Raw genomic sequence first — 16,730 nt, 5'->3', positions numbered from 1 at the left:
CCGTGACCCCCCACCGCCGGCGCGACGGATCCCCTCATCGCCGTGCCGAGATCGCGAAATCACCGTGTCGAAACGGCGAAATCATCCGCCCGCGCCATCGGAAGCACGTCAACAAGCGCCATCCGTCCCAACTCGCGGGCCCAACCGTCCCAACTCGCGGGCCCATCCGCCCCAACTCGCGGGCCCATCCGTCGCAACTCGCGCGCTGACCCACACCACCTCACCCCGCGGGCACGCCTGACCCGGGTTCGGCCGAGCCCTGCCGGGCAGGAGAGCCCGAGCGCGCGCAGCGGGGACTGCGTGTCCTCCCGTCGACCTGGCGAAGCCCGATCACGCGACCGCCCCGCGGGCAGCCACACCCAGAACCGACCCCGATCCCAAAGCCTGCCCGTGGGGCGGTCGCGTGATAGCCCTCTGGGAGGTCGACGGGAGGACGCGCCCCAACCTCCCGGAGACCTGCCCTGCCGGCGAGGCGGCCCGAAAGCCAGGGCACGCGACCCGGCCGCACCTGACGGGCGGCACGAAAGCCGGGGCACAACCCAACTCGACCCGACCGGCGGGTAAGTCGGTCCCGACTCGCGGGTCGATCTGTCCCGACTCGCACGTCAGCAGGGTGGCCCTCCAGACGTTGGACGTCAGCAGGGTGGCCTTCCTGACGTGCGGGGCCCGAGCCGTGTTCGGCCGAAGTATCGCCGCCACCGATGGCACCTATCCGTGACATCTGTTGGACCGTAGCCACAATTCTCCCTACCGTCATTCCGGACAGCTTCCGGGAAATGATGTTGCCGGCTTCGGAGGAAACAATGCAGAGCAATGGTGCTCAGCGGCTCGGTCAGGCCGAGTTCCGCAGGGCCGTTGGACATTTCGCCAGCGGGGTCACGGTGGTCACCGCCGAGCGCGACGGGCAGCAGTTCGGCGCCACGATCAGTGCCGTTTCCTCGCTGTCGGCAGAGCCGCCGATGGTGCTGGTCTGCCTCAACCAGCGGCTGGGCACCCATGCCGCGATCGAGGCCTCCGGGCGGTTCACGATCAACATCCTCGGTGAGGGTCAGGGCGGCATGGCGCTGGCGTTCGCGACGGCCGGAGCCGACAAGTTCCGGGATGTCGCCTGGTCGGCCACCGATCACGGGGCCCGCCTCACCGACGCGATCGCGCACCTGTCCTGCCGGGTCGTCGATGATGTCGAGGGCGGAACCCACCGCGTGTTCGTCGCCGAGGTCACCGAGGCCCGCACCGGTTCCGGACGGGGGCCGCTGTCGTACTTCTGCGGCCGGTTCGGGCGTTTCGTCGAGCACGAGGAAGCGTCCTGATCCGCTCGGCCCGTATTCGTCGCAATTTCTGTGTGAACGTCAATGAACAGGAGCAGCAATGAGGACTGGCGCCCAGTACCTGGAATCACTGCGGGACGGCCGGCGGGTCTACGTCGGCGGCGAGTTGATCGACGATGTCACCACTCACCCGAAGACGGCGGGTTATGCGAAGGCCATCGCGGAGTACTACGACCTCCACCACGAGCCGGAGCACCAGGACGTGCTGACGTTCGTCGACGACGACGGCGAGCGCAAGAGCATGCACTGGTTCCTGCCGCGGTCCAAGGAGGACATCGTGAAGCGGCGGGCGTTCCACGAGTTCTGGTTCCGCCACTTCAAGGGCGGCATCTTCACCCGCCCGCCGGCCGGGATGCACGTGGTGATGTACGCGCAGGTCGACGATCCGCAGCCGTGGGAGGACAGCGCCCGCCCGGCCGACGGGCGCAAGATCCCGTTCGCGCAGAACATCCGGGACCAGTGGCAGCGCGTCACGACCGAGGACATCGCGCTGTCACCGATGTTCGTCGACGTGCAGTTCGACCGCGGCCGCGACGACGCGCTGGCGGAGACGCCCATGCTCAGCGTGGTCGAGCAGAACGACGACGGCATCGTGGTGCGGGGCTGGAAGGCGATCGGTACGTCGATCGCCTTCGTCAACGAGCTGCTCATCGGCAACCTGTGGCGGCCGGGCCAGACCGTCGACCAGACGGTGTACGCGCTCGTGCCGGTCACGGCGCCGGGGGTCTCACTGGTCTGCCGGGAGTCCAACGCGACGCCCGAGGCCGACCCGTACGACCACCCGCTCTCCACCATCGGTGACGAGCTCGACGGGATGGCGTACTTCGACGACGTGTTCATCCCGTGGGAGCGGGTGCAGCACATCGGGAACCCGGACCACGCCAAGTGGTACCCGCAGCGGCAGTTCGACTGGGTGCACGTCGAGACCCAGATCCGCCACACCGTCCACGCGGAGCTCATCGTCGGTCTCGCGCTGCTGCTGACCAGCGCGCTGGGCACGAACAACAGCCCGGTCGTGCAGGCGCAGCTCGCCGACATCGTGCGGTTCCGGGAGACGTGCAAGGCGTTCGTCATCGCCGCGGAGGACACGGGCTTCGTGACCGCCGGTGGGCTCTACAAGCCGAACAACATCTACGTCGACCTCGGGCGCGCGCACTACCTCGAGAAGATCCACGACATCGTCAACCAGCTCATCGAGTTCTGCGGCCGCGGCGTGGTGATGGCCCCGACCAGGGCCGACTTCGACGACCCGTACATCGGTCCGAAGCTGGAGGAGGCGCTGCGCGGTTCGGCCATCAGCGCGCGGGACCGCGTCAGCATCTTCCGGCAGATCAGCGAGCGCTACCTCACGCAGTGGGGCGCCCGGCACGAGATGTTCGAGAAGTTCAACGGCACCCCGCTCTACCTGGTGCGGCTGCTGACGATGCAGCGCACCGAGTACCAGGTGGACGGCCCGCTCACCGACCTCGCCCGGCAGGTGCTCGGGTTCGGGGACACCGCGGAGCTCGCCGCCCGCGCGGCGGACGCCGAGCAGCGCTCGCACTACGCGTCGGTGAAGTACCAGCCCGAGTACGCGCGTGAGCAGGACGTGCGTGATGGCTACTTCAAGGAGCCGACCCCGGCCTGACCCGACCCGCCGTCGCCAGCACCATCGCGCGCAGCCACTGGTGCGCGGGATCGGCGGAGTGGCGGGGGTTCCAGTACATCGTCTCGTTGATGTCGGGCACGGGGATCGGTGGCTCGACGAGCAGCAGCCCGTCCATCGGCAGCAGCGTCGCCGTCCGTTCCAGGATGAGGCTGACCAGTGAGGTGCCGCGCACCATCAGCGGCACGAGCAGGAAGCTCTCGATGGTCAGCTCCACCCGCCGGGCCAGCCCCAGCGCCATCAGGTGCCGATCGGCCAGGTTCAGCTGCATGTCCTGGCCGATCGAGTAGACGAGGTGGGGCAGCGACAGGTAGCGGTCCAGGTCGAGGCCGTCCCGCGCGACTCCCTCGTGCATCGCGGCGTCGAGGACGCACAGCCAGCGGTCGCGGAACAGGGCCGCGCTCGGCAGCGACGACGGGCCCAGCGTCTCCTGCGGCTCGATGGCGAGGTCCACGCGATCGTCGCGCAGCAGGGCGTGCACGTCGTCGGATCGGGGCCGGACGTTGACGGTGACGTGCGGTGCTTCCACCGACAGCGTCCGGATCAGCGGTGCGAGCAGTGTGGCCGTCGCGTAGTCGGACGCGCTGATGGAGAACGAGCGGCCGGCGGTGGCCGGCACGAAGCGCTCGGGCCCGGCCAGTACCGCGTCGATGCCGCGGAGGACCTCGCGCACCGGCTCCACGAGATCCTCCGCACGTGCGGTCAGGGTCAACGCCCTGCCGTTGCGGACCATGAGCGGGTCGTCGAACAGCTTGCGCAGGCGGGCCAGCGACCCGCTCATGGCGGACTGGCTCAGGTTCAGCCGTCGTGCCGCGACGGACACGCTGCGGGTGGCGAGCAGCGCGTCCAGGTCGACGAGCAGGTTGAGGTCGACGCTGCGCAGGTCCGGCACGGCCAGCTCCCATCGGTGTGGCCGATGGCGGGCATCGACGACATCTGCTGGACCGTAGCCGAGGCTCAGCCGGAGTGCGAGCCCCGCCTGGTAGAAGGCGTAGAACGACGGCAGCACCACGGCGAGGCCGTAGCCCAGGCCGTACCCCGATGCCCGCACGCCCGTCTGTAACCGCTCGCAGATGTAGGACGGGAGGCACGCCCAGGGGGAGTAGACGGCGATGAGCAGGACGGTGAGCGCCGCGCCGACCAGCAGCAGGAAGCTCCGCAGGTTCGCGCCCTGGAACAGCGACCGCAGCGGTGATGACTGCGCTGATGACTGCGCCGACGACGCTGCCGCGGCACCCTTGACCAGTTCGGACTCGCTGACGGAGCGCCGGTAGTAGAAGGCGAGCACGATCGCGAACACGCCGCCCAGCGCGAAGGGGATCCGCCAGCCCCACTGCACGTAGCCCGCTAGCACGCCGTCGGCGGGCACCAGCGTCAGCAGAGCCAGTGTGAGCAGCGAGATGAACGCGTACGCCAGCGGGAACCCGCTGTTGATGAGCGCGCCGTAGACCCCGCGCCGGGCCTGCGGTGCGAGCTCCATCGCGAGCGGGTTGGCTCCGGTGTACTCACCGCCGAGGAACACCCCACCCAGCAGTCGCAGGATGATGAGCAGCACCACGGCGCCGACCCCGAGGTGCTGGTATCCGGGTAGCGCGGCGATGGCGATCGTCGTGGCACCCACCCCGCCGAGCGCGATGATCGTGGCGCGCTTGCGACCCGTGCGGTCGGCGATGTGACCGAAGACGAAGGCGCCGATCGGGCCGGGGGTGCGGCTGACCGTCGTGATCGACGCCCTCTACGGCGCGATGTACCACCGGTTGCTGGTGAGCCGCGAGACCATCGACGGCGAGTACGTCCGCGACCTCGTGAACACCGTCATCGACGGTGTCGCGGCGGGGTGAGCGTGCGGGTCGGATGCCGCGGTGCCCGGCCGGAGATCCGGCCGGGCACCAGCGACCTGCCCGGGCGATCGATCAGGTGCTCGTTCAGACGCGGGCTCCCTCGCTCGCGCGCGTCATCGTGAAGCCGTCGTAGCCGGCGCCCGCGACCTCGCCGAGCTTCTGCCGGTAGGCCCCGATCCCGGCCATGTAGAACATCACGGCGTTCTTCTTGCCGGGGATGTTCGCCCCGAAGATCCACGAGTCGGCCTGCGGGAACAGCGTCATGTTGGCGATCTCCTCGCAGGTGGCGGTCCAGCCCGCCTCCGCAGCCGCGGTCGGCTCGACGGTCCGCACGCCGTCGCGGATCGCGCTGCCGATCAGCTCGCCGATCCAGTCGACCTGCGACTCGATGCTCGGCGGGAGGTTCGTGAACGGCCCGTTCGGGCCGAGGATCATGAACATGTTCGGGAACCCGGCCTTCGACAGCCCGAGGTAGCTGGTCGGGCCGTCGGTCCAGTGGTCGTTGATGTGCCGGCCGTCGCGCCCGCGCAGGTCCATCGCGCGGTAGTTGCCATCGACGGCATCGAACCCGGTGGCGAGCACCAGGACGTCGAGCTCGTGCTCCACCCCGTCGGCGGTGCGGACGCCGGTGGGGGTGATCGTCTGGATCGGGTTCTCCTTGATCGAGACCAGCTCGACGTCGTCGCGGTTGAACGTCTCGTAGTAGCCCTCGTTGCACAGCGGGCGCTTGGCGTAGACGTCGGTCGGGGTCAGCTTGCGGGCGGTCTCCGGGTCGTCGACGATCTCGGCGATCTTGGAGCGGATGAAGGCGGCGGCGGCCGCGTTCGCGTCCGGGTCGGTGGCGATGTCGGAGAACGTGCCGAACATGAACCGGAAGCCGTTGCCCTTGTCCCAGTTCTCCTGGAACACGCGGCGCCGCTCGTCCGCCGACACGCTCATCGCCTCGATCCCGCTCTCCTCGAACCCGAAGGCGACGACGGAGCCGCGGACCTGCTCCCAGATCGCGTCGAAGTCCGCCTTGGTGCGTTCGACCTCGTCCCGGTCCACCGGACCGTTGCCCGACGGCACGCAGTACTGCGGCGAGCGCTGGAACACCGTGAGGTGCGCCGCGGCCTTCGCGGCGGCGACGATGAACTGGGTGCCCGTCGAGCCGGTGCCGATCACGCCGACCCGCTTGCCGGTGATGTCGAGGTCGGCGGGCCAGGCGTTGGTGTGCACCAGCGGGCCCGCGAACGCCTCCAGGCCCGGGATGGCGGGGATGTTGCTCTTCGCGAGCAGGCCGAGCGCGTTGACGAGGAAGCGGCTGGTGCGGCTGGCCCCGTCGGCCGTGGTGACCGTCCACAGGTCGGTGGCGTCGTCCCACACGGCGCCGGTGACCTCCGTGTCGAGCTGGATGTCGCGGCGCAGGTCGTAGCGGTCGACGACGTGCTCCAGGTAGGCGAGCACGTCGGACTGGTCGAGGTAGCGGGTGTTCCAGTCCCACTCCTGCAGCAGGTCCTTGTCGAAGGAGTAGCGGTAGACGAAACCCTCCGTGTCGGACTTGGCGCCGGGATACCGGTTGAAGTACCAGGTGCCGCCGACGCCGCCGCCCTTCTCGAAGGCCGTGGCGGTCAGGCCGAGCTCGTCGCGCAGCTTGTGCAGCATGTAGATGCCGCCGAAGCCGGCGCCGATGACGATCGCGTCGACGTCGGGAGTGGAGGGGGTGTTCATGGATGCTCCTGGGGTCGGCAGGGGAGGGGGCAGCACGGTCATCCGCGGTACCACGTGGCGAGCGCGGCGATCTCCGCGTCGGCCTCCGGCGCGGTGCCTGCCAGGAACGGGAAGACGTGCTGCATGCCGTCGACGACCGAGACGGTGACGTCCACCCCGGCCGCGCGGGCCCGCGCGGCCACGCGGGTGGCGTCGTCGAGCAGCGACTCCGCCCCGCCGGCATTGACGTAGAGCGGGGGGAAGCCGGTGAAGTCGGCGTGGAGCGGGTTCGCCAGCGGTGTCCGCGGGTCGATCTCCGCACCCAGGACGCCGGCGATCATCCCCTCGAGCAGTGGCACCGTGATCAGGGCGTCGGTCGCGTCGTTGGTCACCAGCGTGGCACCGGTGTTCTCCATGTCCAGCCACGGCGAGAAGGCGACCACCCGCCCGGGCAGCGCCCCGCCCCGCTCACGCAGCGCCAGCGCGACGGCGATGGCCAGGTTGCCACCCGCGGAGTCGCCGATCGTGGTGATGGCGGCCGGCGCGATCCCGCGGTCGGTGAGTGCCGTGAACGCCGCGACCCCGTCCTCGACCTGTGCGGGGTGCGGGTGCTCCGGCGCCCGGCGGTAGTCGAGGACGAGTGCGACGACGCCCAGCGCCTTCGCCACGTGCGCCGCCAGCTTGCGGTGGCTGGCGGCCGAGCCGACGGCGAAGCCGCCGCCGTGCAGGTAGAGCAGCACCTGCGAGGTGTCCGCGCCGACCGGCAGCGTCCAGATCCCCGGGACGCCGCCGACGGTCTCCTCCCGGTAGGTCACGTCCTCGGGTTCGCGGGTGGGCTGGTGCCACTCGTCGAAGATGCTGCGGAACAGGCGGGTGGTCAGGCCGGGAGTCGTGGCGATGATGTCGGCCCAGTCGGCGTAGAGCGCGCGGAGCGCGTCCGACTCGGTCGAGCAGCCCGGTGGGCGGGTCGATGGCGCCGCTGTCATCTGGTCCTCCTCCAACTCGTGCCGGTGGCCGTCGCTGCGGCCCGGCCGGTGTGACGTGGGTCCCAGCGTGGCGAGGGGGGCATCGGCTGCGGGTGTTCCGATCTGGAACGGCGCCGGGTGTTCCGAAACGGAACACCCCACGAGGTCGCGAAGCGGCCTAGCGTGAGTGGGCTCCGAGGGCCAGCACTGGCGTGCGAGGTGCGACGTGGGGCACGGTAGGTGGGCAGTGGGCGATGGTGCCCGCGCGACCGCGGGCGGCGCCGCGCCCGCAACGGATCCCGGGGCAACGATGCGTCGAAACGAGAGCCGCCACCAGCCGCTGCTGTCGCCGGTCCAGCGGGAGCACACGCGCCGCAGCCGGGAGGAGCTCGTCCACGGCGGCGTACTGACCCAGCCGCCCGGTCGCAGCGGGGTACCGCAGTACATCGAGCGGAGCTGGCGGCGGTGCGTCGGCGAGCAGGTGCCCGTCGCGCCCGAGCACATCGACTACCGCGAGCCCGACGACGACCTCTCGGTGCTGCGCCGGGCGGCGATGCCGGTGCTGGACCGGCTCAACGACAGCTTCGCCGACGTGCCGGTGGCCATGGTGCTGTCGGATGCCACCGGGCTGATCATCGCGCGCCACGCCGACCTGCGCCGCCAGCGCGACGTCATGGACCGGGCCAGCGCGGCCGAGGGCTTCGACTACTCGGAGCACTCGATCGGTACCAACGGTCTCGGCACCGTGCTCGTCGAGCGCCGCCCGGTGCTGGTGCGCGGCCCGGAGCACTACAACGCCATGTTGGAGGACCTGACCTGCGCCGGAACGCCGATCATGGAGCCCTTCACCGGGCGCATGGTCGGGTCGTTCTCGCTGGCGTGCTCGATGCGTGACGTCCACCCGCTGATGACGGTCATGGCCGGTGACATCGGACGTCAGATCGAGGCGCGGATCCTCGAGGAGGCGGGGGACCGGCACCGCAGGCTCGTGCAGGCCTACCTGGCGATCGAGCGGACCGGGACGGCCGCACTGGTCGTGGACTCCGACACCCTGCTCGCCAACCGGCTGGGCCTGCTGCACATCGGGCCGGAGCTGCACCCGCTGCTGTGGCGGTTCCTCAGCGAGCACCGTCTCGTCGCACCCACCCGGATGCGGATCCCGCTCTCCGACGGCGTCCACGACGCCGTTGTCGAACCGGTCGACGAGCGGGGGAGCGGGGCGTTCTGCGTGCGGCTGCTGCCGCCCCGAGCTCCCGATCCCTACCGCCCGGACGCGCGACCGGCCACCGCTCCGCTGCAGGTGGCCACGGCCCCCGGCCTGCCTGCGCGCGAACCCGGGCAGGTGCGCGACCCCCTGCACTTCGACGGTGCGGTCGACCGGCAGCTGGAGACGGCGGTCCGGCACCGCGAGCTCGTCGCGCTGGTCGGGGCGGGTGGCACGGGGAAGCTGCGCGCCGCACTGCGCGTGCTGAGCCGCCACGGTGCCACGGACCCGCTGGTCGTCGAGCCGCACCTGGATCCCGGGTGGTTCGCCGCGGCGCGCCTCGCCGCGGCAGACGGGCGCGGTCTGGTGCTGCGCCGCGTCCACCTGCCACCGGCGCCGTCGGTTGCGCAGCTGCAGGCCCTCGCCGGTGCCGGCACACCGATCGCACTGACCGTCGACCTCGACGCCGCCGCCGACGATGCGGTCGCGATGGTGCGCAGGCTCGGCACCACGGTGCGGCTGCCCGGCCTCTCCCAGAGCCTGGAGTACCTGCCGTCGCTCGTGCGGGCGATGCTGGCCGAGCGGCCCGCACCGGAGTCGGCGACGCGCTTCGCGCCTGCGGTGTGGGAGCGGCTGATGTGCTGGCACTGGCCGGGGAACCTGGCTGAGCTCCACCACACGGTCGTGCTGCTGGCGCGCCGTGCGGCGGGCGGGACCGTCGAGGTCGACGACCTGCCCGACGAGCTGCGCATGCCGCGGCGTGCGCTGGGCCTGCTGGAGTCGGCCGAACGCGAGGCCGTCGCCGATGCTCTGCGCACCGCGGGCGGCAACCGCAGCCGGGCGGCGCAGGCGCTCGGCATCGGCCGCAACACGCTCTACCGCAAGATGCGCGAGTTCGGGATCAGCTGAGGGCCTGCTTCAGCAGCGCGGTGATCCGCTCCTCGGCGTCGCGGGTCAGCTCGGCCACCGCGAAGGAGGTCGGCCACAGCGCGCCGTCGTCGAGGTTCGCCTCGTCGCTGAAGGTGAGCGTCGCGTACCGGGTCGTGAACTTCGCCGCGGGCTGGAAGTGGCAGACCACCTTGCCGTTGCGGACGTACGCGGGCATCCCGTACCACAGCTTCGACGTGAGCTCCGGAACGTTGGCCCTGATCAGCGCGTGCAGCCGCTCGGCGATCGGGCGGTCGGACCCGACCATCTCGGCGATCTTCGCCAGCACGTCGCTCTCGGGGTCGGCCTTGGTGCCGCGCCGGGCAGCACCCTTCAGCTCCGCGGCGCGCTGCTTCATCGCGCTGCGCTCGTCCTGGGTGAAGCCGTTGTAGCTCTCGGTGTTCGACATGGGTCGTCCTTCCGGTGGTGGGTGATCGGGAACGGGAACGGGGTCAGTACGAGCCGGCCTGCTGGCGGGTCGGCGCGTTGAGCCGGTTGAAGGCGTTGGTGATCGCGATGTTGAGCAGCAGTGCCGCGAGCTCCTGCTGGTCGAAGTGCTTGGCAGCCACGTCCCACACCTGGTCCGGCACCGCGTCCGGCCGGTCGGCGAGCCGGGTCACGGCCTCGGTCAGCGCCAGCGCGGCGCGTTCCTCGTCGCTGAACCACGGCGTCTCGCGCCATGCGGCCACGGCGTGCACCTGGTCCGCGGTGGCGCCGAGTCCGGTGGCGTGCTGGACGCCGCCCGCCACGCAGGGGCCGCAACCGTTGATCTGGCTGGCCCGCAGGTGGCTCAGCGCCAGCACCTTGCCGTCCACCCCGGAGCCTGCGACGGCCCGGGTGACGCCCATCAGAGCCTCCATCGCTCCGGGAACCAGCGTGACGGGGTTCGGCATCCGTTCGGTCGACATCAGGTGCTCCTTCGTGGTGGCAGTGGCTGTGGGGCGGAGGGGGTGGTGCCTCGCCGACAGGAGTGATCCGACCATCGACGGGCCGTGCCGCGCGTGGTCCGTGGGACACCGTGGGACACCCGCAACGCGCCCCACCAGCGCGGACAGGTGACCGATCCGTTTCCGTGGGGCGGGACAGGTAGCGTGTGGCCGGTGTCGGGCTCCCGGGAGCGGTTGGTCGCCCAGCTCGGCCGGATCAAGGAGCTCAGCGGGCTGAGCCTGCGCGCGCTCGCCCAGCAGGCGGGACTGAGCAGCTCGTCGCTCTCGCGCTACCTCACCGGTCGGCTCGTGCCGCCGTGGGAGGCCGTCGTGGCGCTGTGCCGGGTCGTGGGCCGCGACCCCCGGCCGCTGCGTCCGATGTGGACCGAGGCGGCGAAGGCCGGTGCGGCGCCCGCCCCGCGCCGCAACGACCTCCCGGCCGACCTGATCGACTTCACCGGCCGGGCGGCGGACGTCGCCCGCGTCGAGGAGCTGCTGCGCACCGTGGGCGCGGTGGTGATCGACGGGATGGCCGGGGTCGGCAAGACCAGCCTGGCTGTGCACGCGGCTCACCGGCTCGCCGCGGCCTACCCCGACGGTGGCCTCTACCTCGATCTGCACGGGTTCACACCGGGCCAGGAGCCGCTCGAGCCGCAGGCGGCGCTGGGAAGGCTGCTGGGCGCGGTGGACGTCTCGCACCCGCCCGCGGGTGTCGAGGAGCGCGCTGCGCTGTGGCGATCGGAGCTGTCGCGCAGGCGCGCGCTCGTCGTGCTCGACAACGCCGTCGACGCCGAGCAGGTGCGCCCGCTGCTGCCCGGCGCGGGGAGGTCCGCGGTGCTGGTCACCAGCCGGACGCGGCTGATCAGCCTGGACGGGGTGCCGCCGGTGTCGCTGGCGCCGCTGACCGACGTCGAGGCGGCGCACCTGTTCGGGCAGGCGGCCGGCGTCGGGGACGGGGTCGGGGACGACGGGCAGGGGGTCGGGCAGGTGCTGGCCCAGTGCGGCGGGCTCCCGCTGGCGCTGCGGATGGCGGGGGCGCGGCTGCGGCACCGCCCGGGCTGGACGGTGGCGGTGCTGGCCGAGCGGCTGCGCGACAGCGCCGGGCGCTTCGACGCGGTGTTCGGCATGTCGCTGCAGCAGCTCGACCCCGGCCAGCGGCGGGTGTTCCGGCTGCTCGGGGTGCTGCCGGGCACCGACTTCGATGCGGCAGCTGCCGCAGCGCTCGCCGACCTGCCGCCCGAACGCACCGACGCGGTGCTCGAGGAGCTGCTCGACGCGCACCTCGTCCAGGAGACCTCACCAGGGCGCTACCGGATGCACGACCTGATCCGGCGCTACGCAGCCGACCTCGCCGCCGACGAGGAACCGCAGGCACAGCAGGCGCTGCGGCGGGTGCTGGACCACTACCTGGCGCTGGCCGTCGCGCAGGACCGGACGCTGCCCTCCCCGTTGCGCAGGGAACCGGCGCCGGGCGACCCGGTGCGCGCCATGGCCTGGTTCGACCTGGAGTACGTCAACCTGGTCGCCTGCTTCGACGCGGCGGTGCGGCTGGGTGCCGACGCGGTGGTGGCGCAGCTGCCCCGGTCCCTGCGGGTCTGGTTCTTCCGGCACCGGGGCACCGACGACCAGGTGCGCCTGCTCGAGGCCGCCGCGGCCGCCGCGGAGCGCCTCGGGTGGCACCAGGAGCGGGCCACGCTGCTGGCCGACCTCGGCTACGCCCGTGCCGCCGCCGGGCGCCTCACCGAGGCACTGGCCGCCTACGAGCTGGCCGCCTACGAGCTGGCCGCCCCCGAGCTGGCTGATGGCGAGCCGGCTGATGGCGAGTCCGGTGGTGGAGATCTCGCGGCGGCGCTGGCACTGCGGATCGGTTTCGCGCGCCGTGACCTCGGTGAGCTCGATGCGGCCCGCGACCGGTTCCGGCAGGCCCGTGAGCTGTTCGAGAAGGCCGGGAACCGCGCGGGCTGGTCCCAGGCGCTGGCTTTCGACGGCTGGGTCACGCTGGGCCTGGGGCAGCGCGCCGAGGCCGTCGAGCTGGCCCGGGCGTCCATTGCCCTCGCCACCGGGCCCGGCCGGATCACCGGGCTGGGCGCGCTCGGTGTCGCGCTGGCGGCTACCGATCCCGCGGAGTCGCTGCGCACGCTGCACGAGGCTCTGGGGCTGGCGGAGCAGCACGACCTGCAGCACAATCAGGCGTGGTGCCACAACCAGCTCGGCGTCGCGCTGCGCCTCATGGGTCGTGCCGAGGAGGCACTCGACCACCACCGGCGTGCCTTCGCCCTGCTGGAACCGCTCGCCGAGATCCAGCTGGAGATCGACTGCCTGCACGCCCACGCCGCGACGTGCCGCGCGGCCGGTCGGGACACCGAGGCACTGGCACTGCTGGATCGGATCATCGCGGTCGCGAACGAGCTCGGTCGCCCGCACGACGAGCTGCTCGCCCGCACGGCGCGGGAGGGCATCCTGCGTGACGCCGCCCGGCCGAGGTGAGACGGATCCGCCGAATGCGTCACATCCCATGCGAACCGCGGAAACCTGCTTAGAATACTGATCGGCGCAAGGAGGCGTTCATGACCGCACTACGGGAGTCGTCCGCGAGCGACCACAGGATCCGGTGCCTCGCACTGGCGGTCAGACGAACGCAGATCCTGGTCGGGTCGCAGCGGGCGCGCGTACCCGTGGACGATGCCGCGACGGCCGACGCGACGGTGGCCGAGCCGGAGCCGGCCGCGGCGATCAGCGGGTAGGTGGTGCCGCGAGGGCGACCTCGCATGCCGCGGCAGGTCATCGCACACGTTCCACACCCTGCGAGCACGGGACACGATGTGCGACGTCGGGAAGGCGTGTGCGACTCACTTGCTGAAACCGGCGGTGAGGCCGCTGAGCAGCTGGCGGCGGCCCACCGCGTAGAGGATGACGACGGGCAGCGTCGTGAGCACGACCGCGGCGAGCACGGCGGGCACGTTGACGCTGTACTGGCCCTGGAATGTCCACAGCGCGAGCGGCAGGGTCCGCCGGTCCGGGCTCTGGGTGAGCACCAGCGGCAGCAGGAACCCGTTCCAGACCGCCAGCCCGTTGTAGATGCACACGGTGACCAGCGCCGGGCGGGTCAGCGGCAGTGCCAGGCGCAGCAGCATCGTCCACTCGCTGGCGCCGTCCATCCGCATCGACTCGAAGAGCTCCTTCGGCACGTCGCGGACGAAGTTCGAGAGCACCAGCACCGACAGCGGGATGGAGAACGCGATCGACGGCAGGATGATCCCGAGCAGGGAGTCGTAGAGGTGCAGCCGGATGATGATCAGGTAGACCGGGATGATGGTGGCCTGCAACGGGATCGCCAGCCCCGCGAGGAACAGCGAGTTCACGCCGCGCAGGAACCAGCTGCCGCTGCCGCGGACGATGGCGTAGGCCGCCATGAACGACACCGCGGCGGCCGGCACGATCGTCCCGATCGAGACGATGACGCTGTTGAGGAAGTACTGGGCGAAGTCGGACTCGATGACGAGCTGGTAGCTGTCCAGCGTCGGCGCGGTCGGCGGCTGGAACGGGTTCTGCGTGAAGTAGTCGCTCTGGGGCTTGAAGCTCGTGATGATGATCCAGTAGATGGGCACCACGACGATCGCGAGCCAGATCCAGCCTGCCGTCGCACCCAGCCAGTTGGGCCGGCCGGCACCGCCCGTGCGCGCGGCGCGCGGGGCGGGCGTGCTCGTGGCCGGGCCGGCTCCGGTGGTCAGCGTCATGAGATCGTCGCCATGGGTGGTGTCGTCGTCATGAGTCGTCACTGCCCTTCCAGCTGGCTGTCGGTGTCGGCGCCCCCGCCGATGCGGCGCAGCAGCAGGGCCAGCGCCAGTCCGACGAGCACGAGGATGACCGCGATCACGCTCGCCGGGCCCATCAGGTTGGCCTTGAAGCCCTTCGTGTACATGTCCAGCGCGAGCACGCGGGTGGCATCTCCCGGCCCGCCCGCGGTGAGCACGAAGATGAGGTCGAAGAACGTCAGCGAGCCGACCACCATCAGCGTCGACGACGTGATGATCGTGTTCCGCAGCAACGGAACGGTGATGCTGAAGAACCGGCGGGCCCGCCCGGCGCCGTCGATCGTGGCCGCCTCGTAGAGCGAGGCCGGTATCTGCCGCACGGCGCCCTGGTAGATCAGGGAGTGGAACGGCACGAACTGCCAGGACACCACGAAGATGACGACGCCGACGGCGAGGCCGCTCTCACCCAGCCAGTCCTGGCTGAGCAGCGGGATGTGCAGGCCGGCGCCGAGCCCGAAGTTCGGGTCGAGCAGCGCCTTGTAGGTGATGGCGATCGCCGCGGAGCTCAGCAGCAGCGGGATGAAGTACAGCACGGCCAGCACCTCGCGGTAGCGCTGCCGGCCGGCGAGGAAGACGCCGATGAGGATGCTCGCCGGGGTCTGCACCACCCACGACAGCACCATGATCAGGAACGTGACCCACAGCGCGTGGAGCAGCCCCGGGTCGCCGAGCACCGCCTGCCAGCTGTCGAAGCCGGCCGGATGGATGTCGCCGATGCCGTCCCACTGCGTGAAGCTCAGGCCGAGCACACCGAGCAGCGGCACCACGGCGAAGCCGATGAACAGCAGCAGCGCGGGCAGGACCATCCAGGCGACCGAGCCGCTCCGCCCGGTCGGTGACGAGCGCCGTTGCGGCGCCTTCCGAACGGCGAGCGGAGCGGCGGTCGTCGTCACTTGCCGATGACCTGGTTGAGGTTCGTCGCGAACTGCTGCGGGGTGACCGACAGCTGGAAGAGCTTGGAGATGTTGTCCAGCAGCACCTCTGCGGCGGTGGGGCTCATCGCCTGGTCCCAGGACTGGGCGAACACCTTCGCACCCGACGACACGCCGTAGACGAACTTGAGCCAGTCGGCGTCCTTCGAGGCGGCGATCAGGCTTTCGGTGCCCTTCACGACCGGGATCGACCCCGAGTCGATCCACTGCTTGATCTCCTCGTTGGAGAGGATGGCCGTGGCGAGGAACTTCTTCGCGATGGTCTTCTGCTCCTCGGTGGCCTTCGAGGAGATCGACAGGTACTGGCCGGGGTTGCCGACCGTGTCGGTGGGGTCGCCCTTGCCGCCGTCGACGCCCGGGAAGTTCATGTAGCCGAGCTTGCCGCTCGAGACGAAGTCGCCGCCGTCCTTGGCCATGCTGCCGTAGGTCCACGAGCCGTGCAGCATCATCGCGGCCTTGCCCGTGTACAGCAGCGCCTGGTCGGCGTTGGAGTCGGCGGTGATGGACGAGAAGCCCTTGATGAAGCCGCCCGCCTGGACCAGGTTCTGTACCTCGGTCAGCGCGCGGATCGAGGAGGGGTCCGACCAGGCGTCCTTCTGGCCGGCGAAGACCGCGTCGAACACCCCGGGGCCGCCGATGCGGTCGTAGAGGAACTCCAGCCACATCATGTTGGTCCAGCGCGACTGGCCACCGAGGGAGAACGGTGCGATGCCCACGGCGTTGAACTTGGGCACGAGCGCCATGACGTCGGCCCACGACTGCGGGGGCTGCGCGCCGATCTTCTCGAACGCCGGCTTGTTGTAGTACAGGACGATCGGCTGGACCGTCTCGACCGGCATCGCGTAGAGCTTGCCGTTGACGGTGGCCGCGGCGAACGAGGAGGGGAACAGCTTGTCCTTCACCGCGGGGTTCTGGGCGAAGAAGTCCGTCATGTCGTCGACCTGACCGGCGTCCACGTAGCTCTTCAGGCCACCGCCGCCCCAGCCCCAGATGAGCGTGGGCGCCTGGCCGGCACCGATCGCCGTCTTGATCTTGGTCTTGTAGGCGTCGTTCTGGAACGACGTCAGCGCGATCTGGGTGCTGGGGTTCGCCGCGTTGAAGCGCTGGATGGTGGCGGTGCGGATGCCCTCGTTCGGCTGGCCCGTGAGGATCCACGTGCTCGTCCCGGCGGCACCCGGTGCGGCGGGGGCGCCGCCAGTGGTGGAGGCGGCGGGGCCTGCGGTGCCGCAGGCGGCCAGGCCGGCGATCGAGGCGCCCCCCGCGAGCAGGCCGAGGAAGTTGCGCCGGGACGTCATGGTGGGTTCCACGATGAACTCCGTAATCGAGAGCCGTGGGACCGGACCACGGCAGGTGGGTAGCGGGCGATGCCGGCGACGTGGACACTGTCGTGAGAGCGCTCCCACGAAGGAGTACGAGGATCTCCCGACGGTGCCCCAAGTTTCGAGCGTACGAAACCTA

14 protein-coding genes are annotated in these 16,730 nt (G+C 70.9%); 6 read left to right on the top strand and 8 right to left on the bottom strand.

The genetic code is table 11. The annotated features are described in order from the left end of the window. Positions 1-803: 803 nt before the first annotated feature. Positions 804-1,310: a flavin reductase family protein gene (locus ACFPFQ_RS37770; protein ID WP_379627706.1), complete on the top strand. Its 507-nt coding sequence runs from the start codon at positions 804-806 to the stop codon at positions 1,308-1,310. A gap of 58 nt (positions 1,311-1,368) precedes the next feature. After that, entirely contained in the window at positions 1,369-2,955 is a 1,587-nt protein-coding gene (locus tag ACFPFQ_RS37765) for a 4-hydroxyphenylacetate 3-hydroxylase family protein (RefSeq protein WP_379627704.1), read from the top strand. Here ACFPFQ_RS37765 and ACFPFQ_RS37760 read toward each other — a convergent pair. Continuing rightward, on the bottom strand, positions 2,933-4,669 hold the full coding sequence (locus ACFPFQ_RS37760) for an MFS transporter (protein WP_379627714.1): 1,737 nt from the start codon (positions 4,667-4,669) through the stop codon (positions 2,933-2,935). The genes ACFPFQ_RS37765 and ACFPFQ_RS37760 overlap by 23 nt on opposite strands. A 10-nt stretch (positions 4,670-4,679) precedes the next feature. On the opposite strand from ACFPFQ_RS37760, the gene ACFPFQ_RS37755 reads away from it, so the two are divergent. Next, a complete protein-coding gene (locus ACFPFQ_RS37755; protein ID WP_379627702.1) occupies positions 4,680-4,814 on the top strand; it encodes a hypothetical protein in 135 nt (44 codons plus the stop codon). Positions 4,815-4,898: 84 nt separating this feature from the next. Here the strand turns inward: ACFPFQ_RS37755 and ACFPFQ_RS37750 are convergent, their stop codons facing one another. Then, positions 4,899-6,524, bottom strand: a complete 1,626-nt coding sequence (locus tag ACFPFQ_RS37750) for a flavin-containing monooxygenase (RefSeq protein ID WP_379627700.1) — start codon at positions 6,522-6,524, stop codon at positions 4,899-4,901. A gap of 38 nt (positions 6,525-6,562) precedes the next feature. Continuing rightward, a complete protein-coding gene (locus ACFPFQ_RS37745; RefSeq protein ID WP_379627698.1) occupies positions 6,563-7,489 on the bottom strand; it encodes an alpha/beta hydrolase in 927 nt (308 codons plus the stop codon). Positions 7,490-7,778: 289 nt separating this feature from the next. Here ACFPFQ_RS37745 and ACFPFQ_RS37740 point away from each other — a divergent pair, with 289 nt between their 5' ends. Further along, positions 7,779-9,581, top strand: coding sequence for a sigma-54-dependent Fis family transcriptional regulator (locus ACFPFQ_RS37740; RefSeq protein WP_379627696.1), 1,803 nt, complete (start codon positions 7,779-7,781; stop codon positions 9,579-9,581). Here the strand turns inward: ACFPFQ_RS37740 and ACFPFQ_RS37735 are convergent. Both ACFPFQ_RS37735 and ACFPFQ_RS37730 read right to left on the bottom strand, forming a co-directional pair. Beyond that, a complete protein-coding gene (locus ACFPFQ_RS37735) occupies positions 9,574-10,008 on the bottom strand; it encodes an iron chaperone (protein WP_379627694.1) in 435 nt (144 codons plus the stop codon). The two genes, ACFPFQ_RS37740 and ACFPFQ_RS37735, sit on opposite strands and share 8 nt — an antisense overlap. A gap of 43 nt (positions 10,009-10,051) precedes the next feature. Then, the gene (locus tag ACFPFQ_RS37730; protein ID WP_379627692.1) at positions 10,052-10,507 is read right to left on the bottom strand and encodes a carboxymuconolactone decarboxylase family protein; all 456 of its coding nucleotides are present in this window, start codon (positions 10,505-10,507) and stop codon (positions 10,052-10,054) included. A gap of 192 nt (positions 10,508-10,699) precedes the next feature. Between ACFPFQ_RS37730 and ACFPFQ_RS37725 the strand changes: the two genes are divergently transcribed. After that, positions 10,700-13,012, top strand: a complete 2,313-nt coding sequence (locus ACFPFQ_RS37725) for an ATP-binding protein (protein ID WP_379627691.1) — start codon at positions 10,700-10,702, stop codon at positions 13,010-13,012. 80 nt (positions 13,013-13,092) lie between these two features. Continuing rightward, a complete protein-coding gene (locus tag ACFPFQ_RS37720; protein ID WP_379627689.1) occupies positions 13,093-13,269 on the top strand; it encodes a hypothetical protein in 177 nt (58 codons plus the stop codon). A 105-nt stretch (positions 13,270-13,374) separates the two neighbouring features. Here the strand turns inward: ACFPFQ_RS37720 and ACFPFQ_RS37715 are convergent, their stop codons facing one another. From ACFPFQ_RS37715 to ACFPFQ_RS37705, 3 genes are all read right to left on the bottom strand, one after another. Continuing rightward, on the bottom strand, positions 13,375-14,304 hold the full coding sequence (locus ACFPFQ_RS37715; protein ID WP_379627687.1) for a carbohydrate ABC transporter permease: 930 nt from the start codon (positions 14,302-14,304) through the stop codon (positions 13,375-13,377). Beyond that, positions 14,301-15,146: a carbohydrate ABC transporter permease gene (locus ACFPFQ_RS37710; RefSeq protein ID WP_379627712.1), complete on the bottom strand. Its 846-nt coding sequence runs from the start codon at positions 15,144-15,146 to the stop codon at positions 14,301-14,303. Before ACFPFQ_RS37710 ends, ACFPFQ_RS37715 begins: the two co-directional genes overlap by 4 nt. A gap of 83 nt (positions 15,147-15,229) precedes the next feature. Next, positions 15,230-16,579, bottom strand: a complete 1,350-nt coding sequence (locus tag ACFPFQ_RS37705) for an extracellular solute-binding protein (RefSeq protein WP_379627685.1) — start codon at positions 16,577-16,579, stop codon at positions 15,230-15,232. Positions 16,580-16,730 lie beyond the last annotated feature (151 nt).

This window comes from Pseudonocardia sp. GCM10023141, from assembly GCF_042653605.1.
This window is presented reverse-complemented; position numbering and strand designations above follow the sequence as displayed.

Coding starts and splice junctions, on each gene's coding strand:
- ACFPFQ_RS37770 (WP_379627706.1), top strand. CDS start 804: ATGCAGAGCAATGGTGCTCAGCGGCTCGGTCAGGCCGAGTTCCGCAGG.
- ACFPFQ_RS37765 (WP_379627704.1), top strand. CDS start 1,369: ATGAGGACTGGCGCCCAGTACCTGGAATCACTGCGGGACGGCCGGCGG.
- ACFPFQ_RS37750 (WP_379627700.1), bottom strand. CDS start 6,524: ATGAACACCCCCTCCACTCCCGACGTCGACGCGATCGTCATCGGCGCC.
- ACFPFQ_RS37745 (WP_379627698.1), bottom strand. CDS start 7,489: ATGACAGCGGCGCCATCGACCCGCCCACCGGGCTGCTCGACCGAGTCG.
- ACFPFQ_RS37740 (WP_379627696.1), top strand. CDS start 7,779: ATGCGTCGAAACGAGAGCCGCCACCAGCCGCTGCTGTCGCCGGTCCAG.
- ACFPFQ_RS37735 (WP_379627694.1), bottom strand. CDS start 10,008: ATGTCGAACACCGAGAGCTACAACGGCTTCACCCAGGACGAGCGCAGC.
- ACFPFQ_RS37730 (WP_379627692.1), bottom strand. CDS start 10,507: ATGTCGACCGAACGGATGCCGAACCCCGTCACGCTGGTTCCCGGAGCG.
- ACFPFQ_RS37720 (WP_379627689.1), top strand. CDS start 13,093: ATGACCGCACTACGGGAGTCGTCCGCGAGCGACCACAGGATCCGGTGC.
- ACFPFQ_RS37710 (WP_379627712.1), bottom strand. CDS start 15,146: ATGGTCCTGCCCGCGCTGCTGCTGTTCATCGGCTTCGCCGTGGTGCCG.